General features: G+C 33.6%; 10 protein-coding genes, 1 tRNA gene, 2 rRNA genes and 1 other RNA gene. 8 read left to right on the top strand and 6 right to left on the bottom strand.

Features of this window, described 5'->3' with window-relative positions; genetic code table 11:
* Positions 1–217: 217 nt before the first annotated feature.
* Positions 218–898, top strand: a complete 681-nt coding sequence (gene ung / locus M9396_RS02955) for a uracil-DNA glycosylase (RefSeq protein WP_250256633.1) — start codon at positions 218–220, stop codon at positions 896–898.
* A 369-nt stretch (positions 899–1,267) separates the two neighbouring features.
* Here ung and grpE read toward each other — a convergent pair whose 3' ends face one another.
* Positions 1,268–1,855, bottom strand: a complete 588-nt coding sequence (grpE, locus tag M9396_RS02950) for a nucleotide exchange factor GrpE (protein ID WP_250256632.1) — start codon at positions 1,853–1,855, stop codon at positions 1,268–1,270.
* A 130-nt stretch (positions 1,856–1,985) separates the two neighbouring features.
* On the opposite strand from grpE, the gene nadK reads away from it, so the two are divergent.
* Positions 1,986–2,879 carry an NAD(+) kinase gene (nadK, locus tag M9396_RS02945; protein ID WP_250241482.1) on the top strand — a complete coding sequence of 298 codons (894 nt, stop codon included), beginning with the start codon at positions 1,986–1,988 and terminating at the stop codon, positions 2,877–2,879.
* Between the two features lie 183 nt (positions 2,880–3,062).
* On the top strand, positions 3,063–3,323 hold the full coding sequence (locus tag M9396_RS02940) for an outer membrane protein assembly factor BamE (RefSeq protein WP_250256631.1): 261 nt from the start codon (positions 3,063–3,065) through the stop codon (positions 3,321–3,323).
* A 23-nt stretch (positions 3,324–3,346) separates the two neighbouring features.
* On the opposite strand, the gene M9396_RS02935 is transcribed toward M9396_RS02940, so the two are convergent.
* The gene (locus M9396_RS02935; protein ID WP_250256630.1) at positions 3,347–3,793 is read right to left on the bottom strand and encodes a type II toxin-antitoxin system RatA family toxin; all 447 of its coding nucleotides are present in this window, start codon (positions 3,791–3,793) and stop codon (positions 3,347–3,349) included.
* Positions 3,794–3,885: 92 nt separating this feature from the next.
* Here M9396_RS02935 and smpB point away from each other — a divergent pair, with 92 nt between their 5' ends.
* The 4 genes from smpB (at position 3,886) to pssA (ending at position 7,287) form a co-directional block, all read left to right on the top strand.
* Positions 3,886–4,350: an SsrA-binding protein SmpB gene (gene smpB, locus M9396_RS02930; RefSeq protein WP_250241488.1), complete on the top strand. Its 465-nt coding sequence runs from the start codon at positions 3,886–3,888 to the stop codon at positions 4,348–4,350.
* 55 nt (positions 4,351–4,405) lie between these two features.
* Positions 4,406–4,797: a transfer-messenger RNA gene (gene ssrA, locus M9396_RS02925) on the top strand.
* Between the two features lie 301 nt (positions 4,798–5,098).
* A complete protein-coding gene (locus tag M9396_RS02920) occupies positions 5,099–5,428 on the top strand; it encodes a DMT family transporter (protein WP_250241490.1) in 330 nt (109 codons plus the stop codon).
* A 482-nt stretch (positions 5,429–5,910) separates the two neighbouring features.
* On the top strand, positions 5,911–7,287 hold the full coding sequence (gene pssA / locus M9396_RS02915) for a CDP-diacylglycerol--serine O-phosphatidyltransferase (RefSeq protein WP_250256629.1): 1,377 nt from the start codon (positions 5,911–5,913) through the stop codon (positions 7,285–7,287).
* 78 nt (positions 7,288–7,365) lie between these two features.
* Here pssA and M9396_RS02910 read toward each other — a convergent pair.
* From M9396_RS02910 to M9396_RS02900, 3 genes are all read right to left on the bottom strand, one after another.
* Positions 7,366–10,345 (bottom strand): 23S ribosomal RNA (locus M9396_RS02910).
* 327 nt (positions 10,346–10,672) lie between these two features.
* Positions 10,673–10,745: transfer RNA gene (locus M9396_RS02905), tRNA-Glu, on the bottom strand.
* A gap of 116 nt (positions 10,746–10,861) precedes the next feature.
* Positions 10,862–12,428 (bottom strand): 16S ribosomal RNA (locus tag M9396_RS02900).
* Together the 16S and 23S rRNA genes with 1 tRNA gene alongside form the textbook arrangement of a ribosomal RNA operon.
* Before the next feature lie 432 nt (positions 12,429–12,860).
* On the opposite strand from M9396_RS02900, the gene purH reads away from it, so the two are divergent.
* The gene (gene purH, locus M9396_RS02895; RefSeq protein WP_420022217.1) at positions 12,861–14,486 is read left to right on the top strand and encodes a bifunctional phosphoribosylaminoimidazolecarboxamide formyltransferase/IMP cyclohydrolase; all 1,626 of its coding nucleotides are present in this window, start codon (positions 12,861–12,863) and stop codon (positions 14,484–14,486) included.
* A 541-nt stretch (positions 14,487–15,027) separates the two neighbouring features.
* On the opposite strand, the gene rpoC is transcribed toward purH, so the two are convergent.
* Positions 15,028–19,278: a DNA-directed RNA polymerase subunit beta' gene (gene rpoC, locus M9396_RS02890; RefSeq protein WP_250256887.1), complete on the bottom strand. Its 4,251-nt coding sequence runs from the start codon at positions 19,276–19,278 to the stop codon at positions 15,028–15,030.
* Positions 19,279–19,340 lie beyond the last annotated feature (62 nt).

Below are 19,340 nucleotides of genomic sequence, written 5' to 3'. Positions count from 1 at the left end.
ATACTTCATTATTAGACTATATAATATAGTATGGTAAAAAATTTATTATAATTTTCGATATTAACTGTTTATTATAATTTTTAGTGCTAAAATTAAAAAATTACAAATAAATTATATGTATTTAAATACGTAAATTTTTTAGTGATAAATGAAAAACATCAATGATAAGCGAAAATTTTATTTGTACGATTACATAATAATAATACGGAAATAGACTATGTCTCAAGAATTAACTTGGCAGTGTTTGTTATCAAAAGAAAAAACATTGCCGTACTTTCAGAATATATTGTTTACCATAGAGGAACGTAAAAAAAAAGGTATTACGATTTATCCTAAAAAAAAGGATGTTTTTAACGCATTTCGTTTTACTAGTTTTGAATCTATAAAAGTTGTTATCATAGGTCAGGATCCTTATCACGGACCTAATCAAGCACATGGATTTGCCTTTTCTGTATTGCCTGGTGTTTTGCCTCCTCCCTCTTTAAGGAATATTTATAAAGAGCTTGTATCTGATATGCCCAATTTTATAATACCAGAACACGGTTGTTTGCAGAGTTGGGCGCAAGAAGGGGTGTTACTGCTTAATAGTATTTTAACTGTTGAGGAAGGAAGAAGTTGTTCTCATGCTGATATTGGATGGGAACGATTTACAGACAAAATAATATGTATGCTGAACACGTATAAGGAAAAAATTATATTTTTACTATGGGGAAAGTATGCTCAAAAAAAAGGTAACATCATTAACCATAAAAAACATTATGTTTTAACTGCGTCACATCCTTCACCTATATCAGCTCGACGTGGATTTTTAGGATGTCATCATTTTTATAAGGTTAATATATTATTAATGCAACAAAATAAACAGATTATTAATTGGCAACCTAAAATAGTTAACTAAAAACTAATATAAGTTAAAAATATGTTATGGAAGATAACTTCTTTTCATGTAAATTTAGTTGTTTTATCTTTTGTACTTTTGATATCATTGTTGATTTATTGTAATAAATCAACAATGATATATTAATAATTTATAATATTTTTAAAAAAAATCTGTATATTTAATGAATTCAATTATTAAATTTTAATTTAAATTAATTGAATAAATATAATTATATTATTTATGGAAAATTTTATGTGAAGTATGATCATATTAATTAGATAAAAAAAATACAACACGTTGTTATTTCATGAAAAGGTACATGAAACTTGTAAATATACAATGAGTACTGTTTTTTATTTATAACATTTTAAAAAACATAATAGTCCGTCATTTGGATTGTGATACTGTGACCATAGCAGGTCGAATTAATCTTCCATTCAAAATGTATCCTTTTTGAATCATTGTTAATACTTGATTTGGTTTATGGTCTTCAGATTCTATTATAGATATTGCTTGATGTATTTCAGGATTAAATGGCACGTTAATTTCATATATAGATTTTAATCCAAACTTGTGCACAGTGTCTAAAAAAGATTTTAATGTTAATTCAATACCTTCTATTATAGCAGATAATAAAGTATTAGAATTATCTGAAATATTCATTGTACGTTCTAAATTATCAATTACTGGTAATAATTCAAAGATAAATCGTTCTAATCCAAATTTGTGGATTTTTTCTATTTCTTGGGTGTTACGCCGACGGATGTTTTCTATTTCAGCTGTAAGACGTAATACCGTATTACGTTCGTGTTCTTGAAGTTGTGCTAATTTTATTTGTAATTTAATGATTTGATCATTTTTAGGATCAATAACATTATCTACTGTCGAAACAGATTCTAACAGTTCCTCTTTTTCTATTTTTTCATTCTGTAATGTACTTTCATCGATATTGTTTTTTACATTATCATCTATCATGAATTTTCTCCTCCGTTTACTGATTATATGTTTTATAATTCAGTTATTATAAGGATGAATAACAGGTATTCAAGACATCAATTTATTATGAATAAAGTTATAACAAAAACAGAAAGGATTCAATAATAATATGACTTCTTCTATTTTTCGTACTATTGGTATTATCGGGTATTCTCGTTATCCGAAAGCTGTACATACATATGATATTTTATATCATTGGTTATATAGTAAAGGGATTACAGTCATCATCGAACATCATGCTGCTAGTTTATTAAATGTACAAAAAGCAGTTGTAGGTGATTTAAATGATATAGGAAATTACGCAGATTTAGCTATAGTTATAGGTGGAGATGGCAATATGTTAAGAGCTGCGAATATTCTAGCACAGCACGATATTAAAGTTATTGGGATCAATCGTGGAACTCTTGGTTTTCTTACTGATTTAGATCCCAATTCAGCACTAGTGGAGTTATCTGATGTTTTATCAGGTCATTTTATTAACGAAAAACGTTTTTTATTAGATGTAACAGTACAACGCTATAATAATCTAATCAGATTAGGTAGTGCTATTAATGAAGTTATTTTACATACAAATACAATTAGACATATGATTGAATTTGAGTTATATATTGATGATGATTTTATTTTTTCACAGAGATCTGATGGTTTAATTATTTCTACTCCAACTGGATCAACCGCATATGCTTTATCTGCTGGAGGACCTATTCTTAGTCCTACAGTAGATGCTATTTTATTAGTACCAATATGCCCTCATACTTTGTCATCTCGGCCAGTTGTGATTAATAGTAAAAGTATGATTTGCCTGAAATTTTCTAAAATAACATCTGAATTGAAAATAGGTTATGATAATCACACTCCTGTTTTAGTATGCAAAGAAGAAGAAATCTTTATTCAACGTAGTAATCATTATCTTGATTTGATTCATCCTAATAATTATAACTATTTTAAGACGTTAAATATTAAGCTTGGTTGGTCACAAAATATTGCTGAAATGAAAAAATAATATCGTATTGGTAATTACAACAAAAAGATCATAGGTGTAATTAAACAATAATTGTATGAGTATATATTTTATATTGTATTTGAAAAATAGATTGATCAGAAAATTATGTATTTGAAAGTATTTTTTAGAATGTTACATACCAGTATTTTTTTTACAATGCTGGTATGTAGCGTGAGTTGTACTATGCTGCAATATATGCCTCGATCTTCTGATATTCAACAAGGCAATTATTTAAATGAATATGATATTAAAAAGATTCGTCTTGGAATGACAAAACTGGAAATATCTTCTAATATCGGAGATCCGACATTAGAAGGTTTTTTAAACCCAAATATATGGTATTATATTTTTTATTATCGTAGTGGCAATAAAATATCGGAGCATCAAATTTTAATGTTAAAATTTGATGCTCATGATACTTTGGTAACTATGAACAAAAGATAATAATACCCCTACGTGTTTTTATGTTATAACGCGTGATATGTACCGTATATTATATGAGCTCTGGAAATGAATGCTGTAATTATGTTTTTATATTTAGTTTTAAAAATATGATTAAAAATTTTTTCGATAAATATTGATTTAAATTCATAATGAGAAAAATATTCAATTCTACTGACAGCAGAAGTAATAGGAATAAATTCCCAATATCCATAAAATGATTTGAATGGTCCTCTTACTAAAAGCATTGAGATACTTTTATTGTTTATAAAAAAATTATGAGTAACCAATGACCTAACGATTCCATTAGAAACTATATTCATTTCAGCAATTAATTCGTTATTATTTTGTTCTAAAATTTTACTTACATTGCATCCAGGAAGAAATTTAGTATAAGAGTTAATATCATTTACCAAATTAAACATTTGCTCTACACTATACGGTACTGAGACAAAATATTTGATGTAAGCCATATCAATCCTGTTTTGAATGGGTTTGAATATTACATGCATATTAATATAATGGTTTTTAGTAATAAAAAAATAATATTTTAAAAAAAATTATTATGAATCAGTTAATTTTAAAGAAAATTACGCAAAATAAACATGCATATCATGAATATTTTATTGAAAAAAAAATTGAATCTGGAATTTCATTATTAGGATGGGAAGTAAAATCTGCGCGTTCTAATATGGTAACTATTAATAATAGTTACGTATCTTTTTATAACAAGGAAGCGTATATTTGTAATTCTATATTTCAATCAAATGTAACTCAACTTTATAATGAAACTCACAATTCCGTTCGTGTGCGTAAGTTGTTATTAAAAAAAAATGAATTATCATTTTTAATGGAAAAAATTAATCAAAAAGGTTATACTGCAATTATTTTGGATTTGTATTGGAAAAATTCTTGGATTAAAGTGAACATCGGAATTGCTAAAGGTAAGAAAAAATACGACAAAAGAAATATAATACATATGCATAAATGGAAGAAAGAAAAAATACGTATCTTAAAATATATGAAATAATAATTGTTTTGCATATATAATATTTCGATGATATAATCGCTTTCAATGTTAGAATGGGGCTGATTTTGGATTCGACGGAGTATCTTATTATTTAAAGTGCATGCCGAGGTGAGGCAGGCCTCGTAAAAAGCCTCAAAAAATAAATGCAAATAATACTACATATAAAGAATCTGTTGCTTTAGCAGCTTAAATCAGATTAAACTTCTGAAGATTCCCTCTCATTTCAATATTTACTCTTAGATATTAAAATAAATAGAGAGGTCATATAAATAAGAGTGCGCGTAAATGCTTGCTTTTGGCTGAGCGTTAAGTAACTAAAAAGTTAGTTGGTTAGTGATTGGTCTTGATATATCTACACCAATTAAATGTAATTCAAGACCTAAGCATGTAGGTTACTAAGAATAAAAAGAATTCTGGACGCGGGTTCGAGTCCCGCCAGCTCCACCATGATTTAAAGATCAAATAAAATAGAAAATAGAAAAAAATTGAATGATGCAGGATGATGAAATTTACAGGGGTTTTTATGTTTTGGAATGGTTTGAAGTTTTGGTTATAGCTTATTTATTAGATCAATAAAAATTCTATTTTATTTGATCACCACTCAAAAATTTCTCTAATGAGATCATGTTTATTTCTCGTTTATTCTTTTTCATAAAAGAAAAGATTTTTTCATAAAAGAATTTTATTCAATACAAGAATATCTATTGTATGCAATTAAAAAGTTTTAAAGAATGAAGAATAAAATATTATGGATTATTTATATTTATTTATTGCTATTCTTTCCGAGGTTATTGCTACCTCTTACTTAAAAGCATCTGAAGGATTTAGTAAATTATATCCTGCTATTGTAGTAGTAATTGGTTATACACTCTCTTTTGTATTGTTATCTCTAGTATTGCAAACAATACCGATGGGTATTGCATATTCCTGTTGGGCTGGACTTGGCATTGTGTTTATTACTGCAGCAGGATATGTATTTTATGATCAAAAATTGGATAGTTTAGCTGTTATTGGTATTGCTTTAATTATTATTGGTGTTGTATTAATTAATATGTTTTCTAACACGATAGAACACTAATTTTTTTTAAAGAAGTAATTTACTAATTTATTGTGTTTTTGAAGATATGTATAGGATATTTTTCAGGTATATTTATTATGTTTAATAATGTTTAATTATAAATAGCGTATTTAACTTATTTATTGTTTGTAATACATACGATATACTTCATATATAGTTTTCTATTGAAATTTATTACGGTTTACTATTATTTTATAATTGATTTATTTAAGAAATATTATGGTGTACTGTATTATTAAAGTTTTCATCTAGATGAAGTATGTATTTAATGTGTATATTGTGAATAATAAAATATTAGCATCATTCGTAATAATTCAGTTTTTATAAAAAGGATTTTTAAAAAATTTTAGATATTATGGCATTCACTTTCTTTCTATGCGCATATGATATTCGAGTTGATTTATTGAATTATTCGTATTATGTATGATTATTATATTTTGTAATGTATCTTCTAAAATTAAGACAAGATATTTTTATTTGTTATGATAAAAAAAAGAAAATATAATGAATTGAATAAATATGATGATCATCAAAGATTTCTTAGAGAATTGCCTAAAATTATTCAAAAAGTAGATTATTTTAAGATTTTATTCAGCCCTAAAGAATTTAGAACCGCATTATTGCATGCTATTTCTAGGGCAAACAATCATATTTGTTTAGTTACATTGTATCTAGATGATGATCAAGGTGGTAAAAAAATTATCGATGCTTTACTTCATGTTAAAAAACTTCGTCCTCAAATTAAAATTAGAATTTTAGTGGATTGGCATCGTGCACGAAGAGTCCGTATCGGTTCTTCTAAAAAATATACAAATATTGATTGGTATACAGATATTATAAAACAGTATCCTAACACTGAGATTGCAATATGCGGAATACCAATCCATGTAAATGAAGCTTTAGGAGTCCTTCATTTAAAAGGATTTATTATCGACGATCAGATATTGTATAGTGGTGCTAATTTAAATGATGAGTATTTACATATAAATACTAAATATAGATACGATCGATATCATATAATACGTAATCCGCAATTATCTGATGTTATGTTGAATTATATTGATAGAGAATTATTGTCTGCAAAAGTGACTAACAATTTGGGATATGGAAATTCTTTAAAAAAACTAAAAAACAGTAAGAATAATATTCGTTTGTTGCGTCGTAATTTACGAAGAGTTTGTTATCGTTATCAAGGTAACGCTACATTTAATGAATTAGCAATTTCACCATTAGTTGGTTTAGGTAAAAATAGTGCTCTTAATAAAACTATTTATCATTTAATTTATTCTGCAAGAAATCAAGTTGTATTGTGTACACCTTATTTTAATATGCCTACTGTATTAATACGTGCCTTGATTTCTTTGTTACGTCAAGGAATAAATATAGAAATTATTGTGGGAGATAAAATTGCTAATGATTTCTATGTGCCTGTACATCAGCCATTCACACTAATTAGTACTTTACCATATTTATATGAATTAAATTTACGTTATTTTTTAAAAAAGTTGCAAAAATATGTTGATAATAAACGATTATTAGTACGGATGTGGAAAGAAGGTAATAACGGGTATCATGTTAAGGGTATTTGGGTAGATGATGAATGGCAGTTGATTACTGGAAATAATTTAAATCCTAGATCTGTAAGATTTGATTTAGAGAATGCTTTACTTGTTCATGACCCATGTAAATTGTTATTTCATCAAAGAAATAAAGAATTAAATATGATTCGTATGCATACGAGTTATATAGCGCATTATACATCATTACAACATATATCTGATTATCCTACAAAAATAGGACAATTACTTTATAGAATACATAAAATTAGATTTGATCGACTAATTAATCGTATTTTATAAAAATTAAATGTAACTTGCGTATTCTGTTTTCTCTATTTTGTATTGCAATCGTTAATTGTTTGGAAATTTCAGGATTGCGAAGTTAAGCTCTCACGGGCCATTAGTATCGGTTAGCTTAACGCTTCACAGCGCTTACACATCCGACCTATCAACGTCATCGTCTTTAACGTCCCTTCAGGAGGATTTTAACCCTCAGGGAAGACTCATCTTGAGGCAAGTTTCCCGCTTAGATGCTTTCAGCGGTTATCTTTTCCGCACATAGCTACCGGGCAATGCCATTGGCATGACAACCCGAACACCAGTGGTGCGTCCACTCCGGTCCTCTCGTACTAGGAGCAGCCCCTCTCAATCTTCCAACGCCCACGGCAGATAGGGACCGAACTGTCTCACGACGTTCTAAACCCAGCTCGCGTACCACTTTAAATGGCGAACAGCCATACCCTTGGGACCTACTGCAGCCCCAGGATGTGATGAGCCGACATCGAGGTGCCAAACACCGCCGTCGATATGAACTCTTGGGCGGTATTAGCCTGTTATCCCCGGAGTACCTTTTATCCGTTGAGCGATGGCCTTTCCATGCAGAACCACCGGATCACTAAGACCTGCTTTCGCATCTGCTCGAATCGTCACTCTCGCAGTTAAGCTAGCTTATGCCTTTGCACTAACCTCACGATGTCCAACCGTGATTAGCTAACCTTTGTGCTCCTCCGTTACTCTTTGGGAGGAGACCGCCCCAGTCAAACTACCCACCAGACACTGTCCTTGATCCGGATAACGGATCTAAGTTAGAATATCAAATGTTAAAGGGTGGTATTTCAAGGGTGGCTCCATAAGAACTAGCGCCCTTAATTCATTGCCTCCCACCTATCCTACACATCAATATTTAATATTCAGTATCAAGCTATAGTAAAGGTTCACGGGGTCTTTCCGTCTTGCCGCGGGTACGCCGCATCTTCACGGCGAATTCAATTTCACTGAGTCTCGGGTGGAGACAGTCTGGCCATCATTACGCCATTCGTGCAGGTCGGAACTTACCCGACAAGGAATTTCGCTACCTTAGGACCGTTATAGTTACGGCCGCCGTTTACCGAGGCTTCGATCAAGAGCTTTTCTTCTGAAGAAGATAACCCTCTCAATTAACCTTCCGGCACCGGGCAGGCGTCACACCGTATACGTCCACTTTCGTGTTTGCACAGTGCTGTGTTTTTAATAAACAGTTGCAGCCAGCTGTTATCTTCGACTGGTTTCAGCTCCAAAAGCAATATTGTTCCTTCACTTACATCCCAGCGTGCCTTCTCCCGAAGTTACGGCACTATTTTGCCTAGTTCCTTCACCCGAGTTCTCTCAAGCGCCTGAGTATTCTCTACCTAACCACCTGTGTCGGTTTATGGTACGATTAGATATAACCTGAAGCTTAGAGGTTTTTCCTGGAAGTATAGCATTAATTCCTTCGCCATATTTAATGACTCGTCATTACGCCTCAGCGCTAGAAAAATTAGATTTTCCGAATCTTTCTGCTTACACGCTTAAACCGAGACTACCGATCCTCGGCGAACCTAGCTTTCTTCGTCACCCCATCGCAGTTATATCTAGTACAGGAATATTAACCTGTTTCCCATCAGCTACGCCTTTTGGCCTCACCTTAGGGGTCGACTCACCCTGCCCCGATTAACGTTGGACAGGAAACCTTAGTTTTTCGGCGAGCGGGTTTTTCACCCGCTTTATCGTTACTTATGTCAGCATTCGCACTTCTGATACCTCCAGCATGTTTTACAACATACCTTCTCAGGCTTACAGAACGCTCCCCTACCCAATAGTTTTATGCTCAATAATTAATAAATCATAAATTTAAAAATATTTAAGTATAAAATTCTATTGCCGCAGCTTCGGTGCATGATTTAGCCCCGTTACATCTTCCGCGCAAGCCGACTCGACCAGTGAGCTATTACGCTTTCTTTAAATGATGGCTGCTTCTAAGCCAACATCCTGGCTGTCTAAGCCTTCTCACATCGTTTCCCACTTAATCATGACTTAAGGACCTTAGCTGGCGATCTGGGTTGTTTCCCTCTCCACGACGAATGTTAGCACCCGCCGTGTGTCTCCCGTAATAACATGCTTTAGTATTCGTAGTTTGCATCGAGTTGGTAGTCTGGGATGGACCCCTAGTCGAAACAGTGCTCTACCCCTAAAGATGAATTTACGAGGCGCTACCTAAATAGCTTTCGGGGAGAACCAGCTATCTCCCGGTTTGATTGGCCTTTCACCCCTAACCACAAATCATCCGCTAATTTTTCAACATTAGTCGGTTCGGTCCTCCAGTCAGTGTTACCTAACCTTCAACCTGTTCATAGTTAGATCACCGGGTTTCGGGTCTATATCCTGCAACTTAACGCCCAGTTAAGACTCGGTTTCCCTGCGGCTCCCTTATTTAGTTAACCTTGCTACAGAATATAAGTCGCTGACCCATTATACAAAAGGTACGCAGTCACGCAAACAAACAACATTCACGCTCCTACTGCTTGTACGTACACGGTTTCAGGTTCTATTTCACTCCCCTCGCCGGGGTTCTTTTCGCCTTTCCCTCACGGTACTGGTTCACTATCGGTCAGTCAAGAGTATTTAGCCTTGGAGGATGGTCCCCCCATCTTCAGACAAGATATCACGTGTCCCGTCCTACTCATTGAGTCATGGTAATTAATATATTTTCAGATACGAGGCTATCACTCTATATTGCTAATTTTTCCAAATTATTCTCTTAATATATTAATACACTATATAACTCTGGGCTGCTCCCCGTTCGCTCGCCACTACTAAGGGAATCTCAAATTGATTTCTATTCCTCAGAGTACTAAGATGTTTCAGTTCCTCTGGTTTGCCTTATTCAGCTATGAATTTACTGAATAATAATGCACAATTTAAATTGCATTGGGTTTCCCCATTCGGAAATCACCGGTTAAAACGCTTCAAATCAGCTTACCGATGCTTTTCGCAGATCAGCACGTCCTTCATCGCCTTTGACTGCCAAGGCATCCACCGTGTACGCTTAAATTACTTAACTTCGCAATCCTGAAATTTCTATAAATCTTATTAAGACACTAAACATACTTGATATATAAATACTTTAATTATACTTTTAGAGTTTAATTAGTACAATATATATATATCGCTTTGTAATGCAATAATTACAGCAATTACTATCGCATCCGACTTTTAAATAAATAAAAAAATAATGTAACCTACATTTATAAATAATCGGAAATAGTAATTATTATTTATACTAATATTTTTTAATTTTAAGCTTTTCCCTTATTGTTAAAGAACAAAAATACTAAATTTTTTATTTATAAAAACCCTCACTTATTATGAAAACCTATAATGTCCCCTATGTCCCCTAGGGGCTTCGAACCCCTGTTGCCGCCGTGAAAGGGCAGTGTCCTAGACCTCTAGACGAAGGGGACTGAGTTCTAGTAACAACACAAAAAATTAATCTTGGAATTTTATAAATATTTCAATTATCATAAAATAATGTTAGATAATTGATGTGGGCGCTTTTGCTCATATTATTTTGATAAAGTAAGGAGGTGATCCAACCGCAGGTTCCCCTACGGTTACCTTGTTACGACTTCACCCCAGTCATGAATCACAAAGTGGTAAGCGCCCTCCCTAAGGTTAAGCTACTTACTTCTTTTGCAACCCACTTCCATGGTGTGACGGGCGGTGTGTACAAGGCCCGGGAACGTATTCACCGTGACATTCTGATCCACGATTACTAGCGATTCCGACTTCATGGAGTCGAGTTGCAGACTCCAATCCGAACTAAGACGTACTTTGTGAGGTTTGCTTGCTCTCACGAGTTTGCTTCTCTTTGTATACGCCATTGTAGCACGTTTGTAGCCCTACTCATAAGGGCCATGATGACTTGACGTCATCCTCGCCTTCCTCCGGTTTATCACCGGCAGTCTCCTTTGAGTTCCCGACTTGACTCGTTGGCAACAAAGGATAAGGGTTGCGCTCGTTGCGGGACTTAACCCAACATTTCACAACACGAGCTGACGACAGCCATGCAGCACCTGTCTCAAAGTTCCCGAAGGCACTCTCATATTTCTATAAGATTCTTTGGATGTCAAGAGTAGGTAAGGTTCTTCGTGTTGCATCGAATTAAACCACATGCTCCACCGCTTGTGCGGGCCCCCGTCAATTCATTTGAGTTTTAACCTTGCGGTCGTACTCCCCAGGCGGTCGATTTAACGCGTTAGCTCCGAAAGTCACAGATCAAAGTCTACAACCTTCAAATCGACATCGTTTACGGCATGGACTACCAGGGTATCTAATCCTGTTTGCTCCCCATGCTTTCGTACCTGAGTGTCAGTTTTCGTCCAGGGGGCCGCCTTCGCCACTGGTATTCCTCCAGATCTCTACGCATTTCACCGCTACACCTGGAATTCTACCCCCCTCTACGAAACTCTAGCTTGCCAGTTTCAAATGCAGTTCCTAAGTTGAGCTCAGGGATTTCACATCTGACTTAACAAACCACCTACGTACTCTTTACGCCCAGTAATTCCGATTAACGCTCGCACCCTCCGTATTACCGCGGCTGCTGGCACGGAGTTAGCCGGTGCTTCTTATATGGGTAACGTCAATTAATATTGATATTAGCAATATTAAGTTCTTCCCCATTGAAAGTGCTTTACAACCCGAAGGCCTTCTTCACACACACGGTATAGCTGCATCAGGGTTTCCCCCATTGTGCAATATTCCCCACTGCTGCCTCCCGTAGGAGTCTGGACCGTGTCTCAGTTCCAGTGTGGCTGATCATCCTCTCAGACCAGCTAAGGATCGTGGCCTAGGTGGGCTATTACCCCGCCTACTAGCTAATCCTATCTGGGTTCATCCGACGGCATAAGGCTTTTTTGTTAATTAATAAAAAAGTCCCCTACTTTGGTCACAACGACTTCATGCGGTATTAGCTATCGTTTCCAATAGTTGTCCCCCTCCATCGGGCAGATCCCCAGACTTTACTCACCCGTTCGCCGCTTGCCAGCAAAGCTGCATAAATCTGCAACTCTCTGTTGCCGCTCGACTTGCATGTGTTAAGCTTACCGTCAGCGTTCAATCTGAGCCATGATCAAACTCTTCAATTTAAAAATTAATTTCCATTTATAAAACAAGTTCGTTAATTTTAATCAGTAAATATTAATTAATTAGCTTTTCTATGTTTTAAAACGGATAATACTATATCTCATATTTGCTCAAGTGCCCACATCAATTATCTAAAATCAGATTGTTAAAGAACTATATTTCTAATCATATATATTTCGTACTATTTTAAAAATAAAACAAATACATCATTATCATTGATTTTAACCGATGTCAATAGTATTTAATACTATTTTATAATTTGATAGTTTTTATTTAAAATATTTAAACTACATTTTTATGATTATAAAAATTATTTAAATTATTTTGTGTCTTAGACAATAATATATAATAATACTATAATTATGTTACTATTGTGTAATATTTATTAAGATACATTGATACCGTAGTTTGATTATTGTTGCGAGGATATTATGATACAATCATCATTGTTAATTCGTCGTGTATTAATTAGTGTATTTGATAAATCCAATATTTTAGAATTTGCTCAGTCATTAATTCAACGGGGTATTCAATTATTATCTACTGGAGGTACGGCTCAAATATTATCTGATGCTGGATTGCCAGTAATCAAAATTTCTGACTATACTAAATTACCTGAAATTATGGACGGACGCGTTAAAACATTACACTATAAAGTATATGCCGGAATTCTTGGTAGACGAGGATTAGATGATGCTATCATGCGTCAATATAATATTCCACCAATTGATATGGTAGTAGTTAATTTTTATTCATTTAATTCCTTGCTTGCAAAAAATAAAAAATATTCTCAAGAAGAAATGTTAGATCGTATTGATATCAGTGGCCCAAGTATGGTGAGGGCAGCAGCAAAAAATTATAAAAACGTAGCTATTGTAGTCAATAACGATAGTTATAAAAAAATTTTAGATGAAATCAATCGTTGTGATGGATTACTCAGTTTAGACACTCGTTTTCATTTGGCGGTAAAAGCATTTAAATATGTTACTGAATATGATAATACAATTTCTGATTATTTTAATCATCAATTACGAAGCCACCATCATACATCTATGACTAATGATCATCATTACGATCAATCCTATTCTTATTTTCCTAAAAATTTAACTTTTATGAATCTTAAATTTATAAAAAAACAAGATATGCGTTACGGAGAAAATCCACATCAACGCGCAGCATTTTATATGGATATATCTAAGAAACACACAGGATCCATTTCTGATGCTCAGCAATTACAAGGAAAACCATTATCTTACAATAATATAGTAGACATGGATACGGCGTTAGAATGCGCGAAAATGTTCAATGAACCAACTTGTGTGATTGTTAAACATACTAATCCATGTGGTGTAGCGACATCTGATACTATTTTCACTGCGTATGCTAAAGCTTATCAAGCAGATCCCATTTCTGCGTTCGGAGGAATTATTGCTTTTAATAGATCTTTAGATAAAAAAACGGCTCAATCTATTATTAGTCAACAATTTGTCGAAGCAATCGTCGCTCCAAATATTAATCGAGATTGTATTAGTATTGTATCTAATAAAAAACATGTACGAATATTGAGGTGTGGCATGTGGACTCCACGAACATCAGATATAGATTTCAAACGAATTAACGGAGGATTATTAATACAAGATTATGATGTAATGACAAATTTAGAGCATTTAGAGATAGTTACTATTCGGCAACCAACAAAAGAAGAAATGAAAGATGCGTTATTCTGTTGGAAAGTAGTTAAATTTGTCAAATCTAATGCCATTGTTTGTGGTAAAAATTGTCAAACTATCGGAATTGGAACCGGCCAAATGAATCGAGTGTATGCGGCAAAAATAGCTACTTCCTTCCAAGAACGGAAGGGTGCATTGAATACTAAAGGGTCAGTGATGGCTTCTGATGCTTTTTTTCCTTTTTCTGACGTGGTGCATATTGCGTCCGAAATAGGTATCAAATGTATTATCCAACCAGGAGGATCTATTCGAGACCAAGAAATTATTAAAACTGCTGATCGGTATGGTATTGCTATGATTTTTACACATATTCGTCATTTTAGGCATTAATTGTTTAAAAAATTATTGTATTTCTCTTGAGTACATACGAGAATCTTAGACATTTTTTTTGATAAAAAAGTGATTATGTATCAAAATAATAGATTTTTACCATTTAAAAATTGTATACTTTAATTTTCTTAAAGACATGTTGAATAGAATTCATTTTATCTATAAAAATTAGAGAAGGGGCTAACTTTTTATATAAAAAATGTAAAATGTGTTATCAACATTGTTGATTTTATTAGGTTGTTTATAAAAAAATTATAAATAAGCGTTTATATTTTAATATATAGCTTATTTTATAAACAAAATTATGTGGCAGTATAATCGTCAATTGTTAATTTTACATCGAACAAACAGGTTATCGTTAAAACAATAAAAATTGTACACCCATATTTAGTTGATAAACATATCAAACTATATGTGCAAAAATTACAGTATTAAATTAAATAATATCAACTCAAATAATATTATTATTTATGCCTATAACGTGATTTGACAATATAGCTCTTACTCTTGTTTGTTATTTATCATATTTTTGAAATCCTATTTATTTAGGAGAAGTTGCATTTAATAGTTCAGTTAAATTCGCCGATGCTTCATCTGCTGTAATTTGGGAAGAAATATTTGTTATTACAGATTTTTCTGTTTCTTTTTTATTACTGGAATAACGATGATGTACACGCTCCTGATGATAAGAGTAGCCCGTTCCAGCCGGGATCAATCTACCAACAATAACGTTCTCTTTAAGACCACGTAGTTCATCTCGCTTTCCAGCTACTGATGATTCTGTCAGTACACGTGTTGTTTCTTGAAAAGATGCTGCAGAAATAAATGATTCTGTCGCTAATGAAGCTTTGGTTATGCCTAATAAATTACGTATAAAGCTTATTTTTACTTTTCCTTCATTTTCTAATTTTCGATTAGCAATTTTAATACGTGAATATTCTACCTGTTCACCTACTAAAAAATCAGAACTGCCTGATCGAATCACAGTGGCTTTACGCAACATCTGACGCACAATAACTTCTATATGTTTATCGTTGATCTTTACTCCTTGTAATCGATAAACATCTTGCACTTCATTTACAATATAACGAGTTACGGCGTGGACTCCACGTAATCTCAGAATATCGTGTGGAGATTCCGGTCCATCAGAAATGATATCTCCACGATCTACATATTCACCTTCAAAAACATTAAGATGACGCCATTTGGGAATCATTTCTTCATACACATCACCGTCTTCAATAGGAGATATCATTAAACGACGTTTTCCTTTGGTTTCTTTTCCAAAAGAAATGGTCCCGCTAATTTCTGCTAAAATTGCCGATTCTTTTGGACGACGTGCTTCAAAGAGATCGGCAACACGTGGTAATCCTCCGGTAATATCTTTGGTACCACTGCTCTCATACGGTAATCTTGCTAATATATCTCCACAAATAATTCTGGATCCATCAACTAATTGAATTACACTTCTACCGGGTAAAAAATATTGAACAGGTACATCTGTACCTGGAATAAAGATATCATAACCATTAATATCTACTATTTTTAATGTAGGTCTTAAATCTTTAGCGCTACTCACACGTTCAGAGGTATCTAATACTACAATGGAGGTTAATCCTGTTAATTCATCCGTTTGTTTAACAATACTCTGACCATCTATCAAATCAATAAATTGGATAAATCCACTTACTTCAGCAATCACCGGCATAGTATGCGGATCCCAATAAGCTACTATTTCTCCATGTATGACTTTTTCTTCATTTTTTTTAGTTATTATAGATCCATACGGTACTTTATAGCTCTCTTTGGTACGAGAAAATTGATCAATAATTTTAAGCTCGGTGTTACGTGATATGACCACTAATTTTCCTTCTCCATTTATTACGGATTTGATATTTTTTAAACGGACAGTACCTGTGTTTTTAATTTGAATGCTCGACTCTAAAGCAGATCGAGAGGCAGCTCCCCCAATATGAAAGGTACGCATAGTTAACTGAGTGCCTGGCTCACCGATAGATTGAGCAGCAATGACGCCAATTGCTTCTCCTTTATTTACAATTTGACCACGAGCTAAATCTCGACCATAACATTTTGAACAAACTCCAAAATCAGTATCACAAGTCACAACAGATCGCACTTTGACAGTATCAATGGAATGTTCATCTAAAATATCACACCAATATTCGTCTAATAAAGTATTACGTACAATCAATACTTTATCATCTGCATCCACATTGGATTCTAGAACATCTTCTGCTAAAACTCGACCTAATACACGTTCTCGTAGCGGTTCTTTTATATCTCCTCCTTCAATAACAGGGCTCATTACGATACCAGAAAATGTATTGCAATCGTCTTGAGTTATTACTAAGTCTTGTGCAACATCTACTAAACGACGAGTTAAATAACCAGAATTAGCTGTTTTTAAAGCAGTATCAGCTAATCCTTTACGAGCTCCATGTGTAGAAATAAAATACTGTAATACATTTAATCCTTCCCGAAAATTTGCAGTGATAGGTGTTTCAATAATTGATCCATCCGGTTTTGCCATTAAACCACGCATTCCAGCAAGTTGGCGAATTTGTGCCGCTGATCCGCGAGCCCCAGAATCTGCCATCATAAAAATATTATTAAATGAAGCTTGAGTTTCTAGTTGTCCATTACGATTCATCACAGTCTCAGTAGCTAAATTATCCATCATTGCTTGTGCGACACGTTCATTAGCCGCAGCCCAAATATCAATGACCTTGTTATAACGTTCTCCTGCTGTCACCAATCCAGTTTGAAATTGTTCTTGTATTTCTACCACTTCAGATTCTGCTTCATCGATTATATCCGCTTTTTTCGAAGGAATCATCATATCATCAATACCGACAGAAGCTCCAGAACGAGCAGCATATGCAAACCCAGTATACATAATTTGATCGGCTAAGATAACAGTAGCTTTCAGACCTAGCAAGCGATAACAATTATTTAACATTGTGGATATAGCTTTCTTTCCTAATACTTGATTGACTAATATAAATGGTAATCCCTTAGGAACAATCATCCACAATATAGAACGACCTATTGTGCTATTGACAAGATTTGTTTTTTTTGACCATTCTCCATTTTTATCATATTCATGCTCGGTAATACGTATCTTAATACGAGCATGTAGATCGGCCAAACCTAAACGATAAAGACATTCTGCTTCTTTTGGGCCAGTTAATACCATTCCTTCACCTTTAGCATTTGAACGTTCGCGAGTCATATAATACAAACCTAATACTACGTCCTGTGATGGAACAATAATAGGTTCCCCATTAGCAGGAGATAAAATATTATTAGTAGACATCATTAAAGCTCTAGCTTCTAATTGAGCTTCTAGTGTTAATGGAACGTGTACTGCCATTTGATCACCGTCAAAATCCGCGTTATAGGCAGCACAGACTAATGGATGTAATTGAATAGCTTTTCCTTCTATTAATACTGGTTCAAAAGCTTGAATTCCTAACCTATGTAATGTAGGAGCACGGTTTAACATTACTGGATGTTCTCGAATTACGTTATCGAGAATATCCCATACTACAGCTTCTTCTCGATCTACCATTTTTTTAGCCGCTTTAATAGTACTAGCAAAACCTTGTAATTCTAATTTTCCATAAATAAATGGTTTAAATAATTCTAAAGCCATTTTTTTTGGTAATCCACACTGATGTAATTTTAGATAGGGTCCAACAGTGATTACTGAACGACCAGAATAATCAACACGTTTCCCTAAAAGATTCTGACGAAATCTACCTTGTTTACCTTTAATCATGTCAGCTAAAGATTTCAAAGGACGTTTGTTAGAACCAGTAATAGCACGCCCTCTACGTCCGTTATCCAGCAATGCATCTACTGCTTCTTGTAACATTCTTTTTTCATTACGTACTATGATTTCTGGAGCAGCTAAATCTAATAATCGCTTTAATCTATTATTTCTATTAATAACACGACGGTATAAATCATTTAAATCAGAAGTAGCAAAACGTCCCCCATCTAATGGAACCAATGGTCTTAAATCCGGAGGTAATACTGGTAATACATTTAAAACCATCCATTCAGGTTTATTTTCAGAATATATAAATGCTTCAATTAATTTTATACGTTTTGTTATTTTTTTACGTTTAGTTTCAGAATTACTATCTTCTAATATTTCTCGTAAGTATTCACATTCATTTTTTAAATTTGTATTTCTTAATAAAATTTGAATAGCTTCAGCTCCCATTTTAGCTTCAAATTCATCTCCAAACTCTTCTAATGCATCTAAATATTCCTCTTCAGTTAAGACCTGACGACATTCGAGACTAGTCATGCCGCTTTCAACTACCACATAGGATTCGAAATATAAAACGCGTTCTATATCACGTAATGGCATATCTAACAACAAACCAATACGTGAGGGTAATGATTTTAAAAACCAAATATGAGCAGTAGGAGAAGCCAATTCGATATGTCCCATACGTTCACGTCGTACTTTGCTTTGTGTTACTTCTACTCCACATTTTTCGCAAACTACCCCACGATGTTTTAGACGCTTATATTTACCGCATAAGCACTCATAATCTTTAATAGGCCCAAAAATGCGTGCACAAAATAAACCATCTCGTTCAGGTTTAAAAGTACGGTAATTAATAGTCTCTGGTTTTTTTACTTCACCAAAAGACCAGGATCTAATCATATCTGGAGAAGCAAGTGCAATTTTAATTGCATTAAATTCTTCTACTTGAGTATGTTGTATCTTAAAAAATCTAAGTAAATCTTTCACAGATGAGCCTTTATTAAAAGTTATACTTTTTGAACGCATAAGTACTATATGCTTTACAAAAT

It is taken from the genome of Blochmannia endosymbiont of Camponotus modoc (assembly GCF_023585785.1).
Lineage (GTDB): Bacteria > Pseudomonadota > Gammaproteobacteria > Enterobacterales > Enterobacteriaceae > Blochmanniella.
Note: the sequence above shows the minus strand (reverse complement) of the source record. Positions and strands in the feature narration are given on the sequence as shown.

Excerpts from the sequence above, each read along its gene's own strand:
- ung (WP_250256633.1), top strand. The coding sequence starts at position 218 with ATGTCTCAAGAATTAACTTGGCAGTGTTTGTTATCAAAAGAAAAAACA.
- grpE (WP_250256632.1), bottom strand. The coding sequence starts at position 1,855 with ATGATAGATGATAATGTAAAAAACAATATCGATGAAAGTACATTACAG.
- nadK (WP_250241482.1), top strand. The coding sequence starts at position 1,986 with ATGACTTCTTCTATTTTTCGTACTATTGGTATTATCGGGTATTCTCGT.
- M9396_RS02940 (WP_250256631.1), top strand. The coding sequence starts at position 3,063 with ATGCTGCAATATATGCCTCGATCTTCTGATATTCAACAAGGCAATTAT.
- M9396_RS02935 (WP_250256630.1), bottom strand. The coding sequence starts at position 3,793 with ATGGCTTACATCAAATATTTTGTCTCAGTACCGTATAGTGTAGAGCAA.
- smpB (WP_250241488.1), top strand. The coding sequence starts at position 3,886 with ATGAATCAGTTAATTTTAAAGAAAATTACGCAAAATAAACATGCATAT.
- M9396_RS02920 (WP_250241490.1), top strand. The coding sequence starts at position 5,099 with ATGGATTATTTATATTTATTTATTGCTATTCTTTCCGAGGTTATTGCT.
- pssA (WP_250256629.1), top strand. The coding sequence starts at position 5,911 with ATGATAAAAAAAAGAAAATATAATGAATTGAATAAATATGATGATCAT.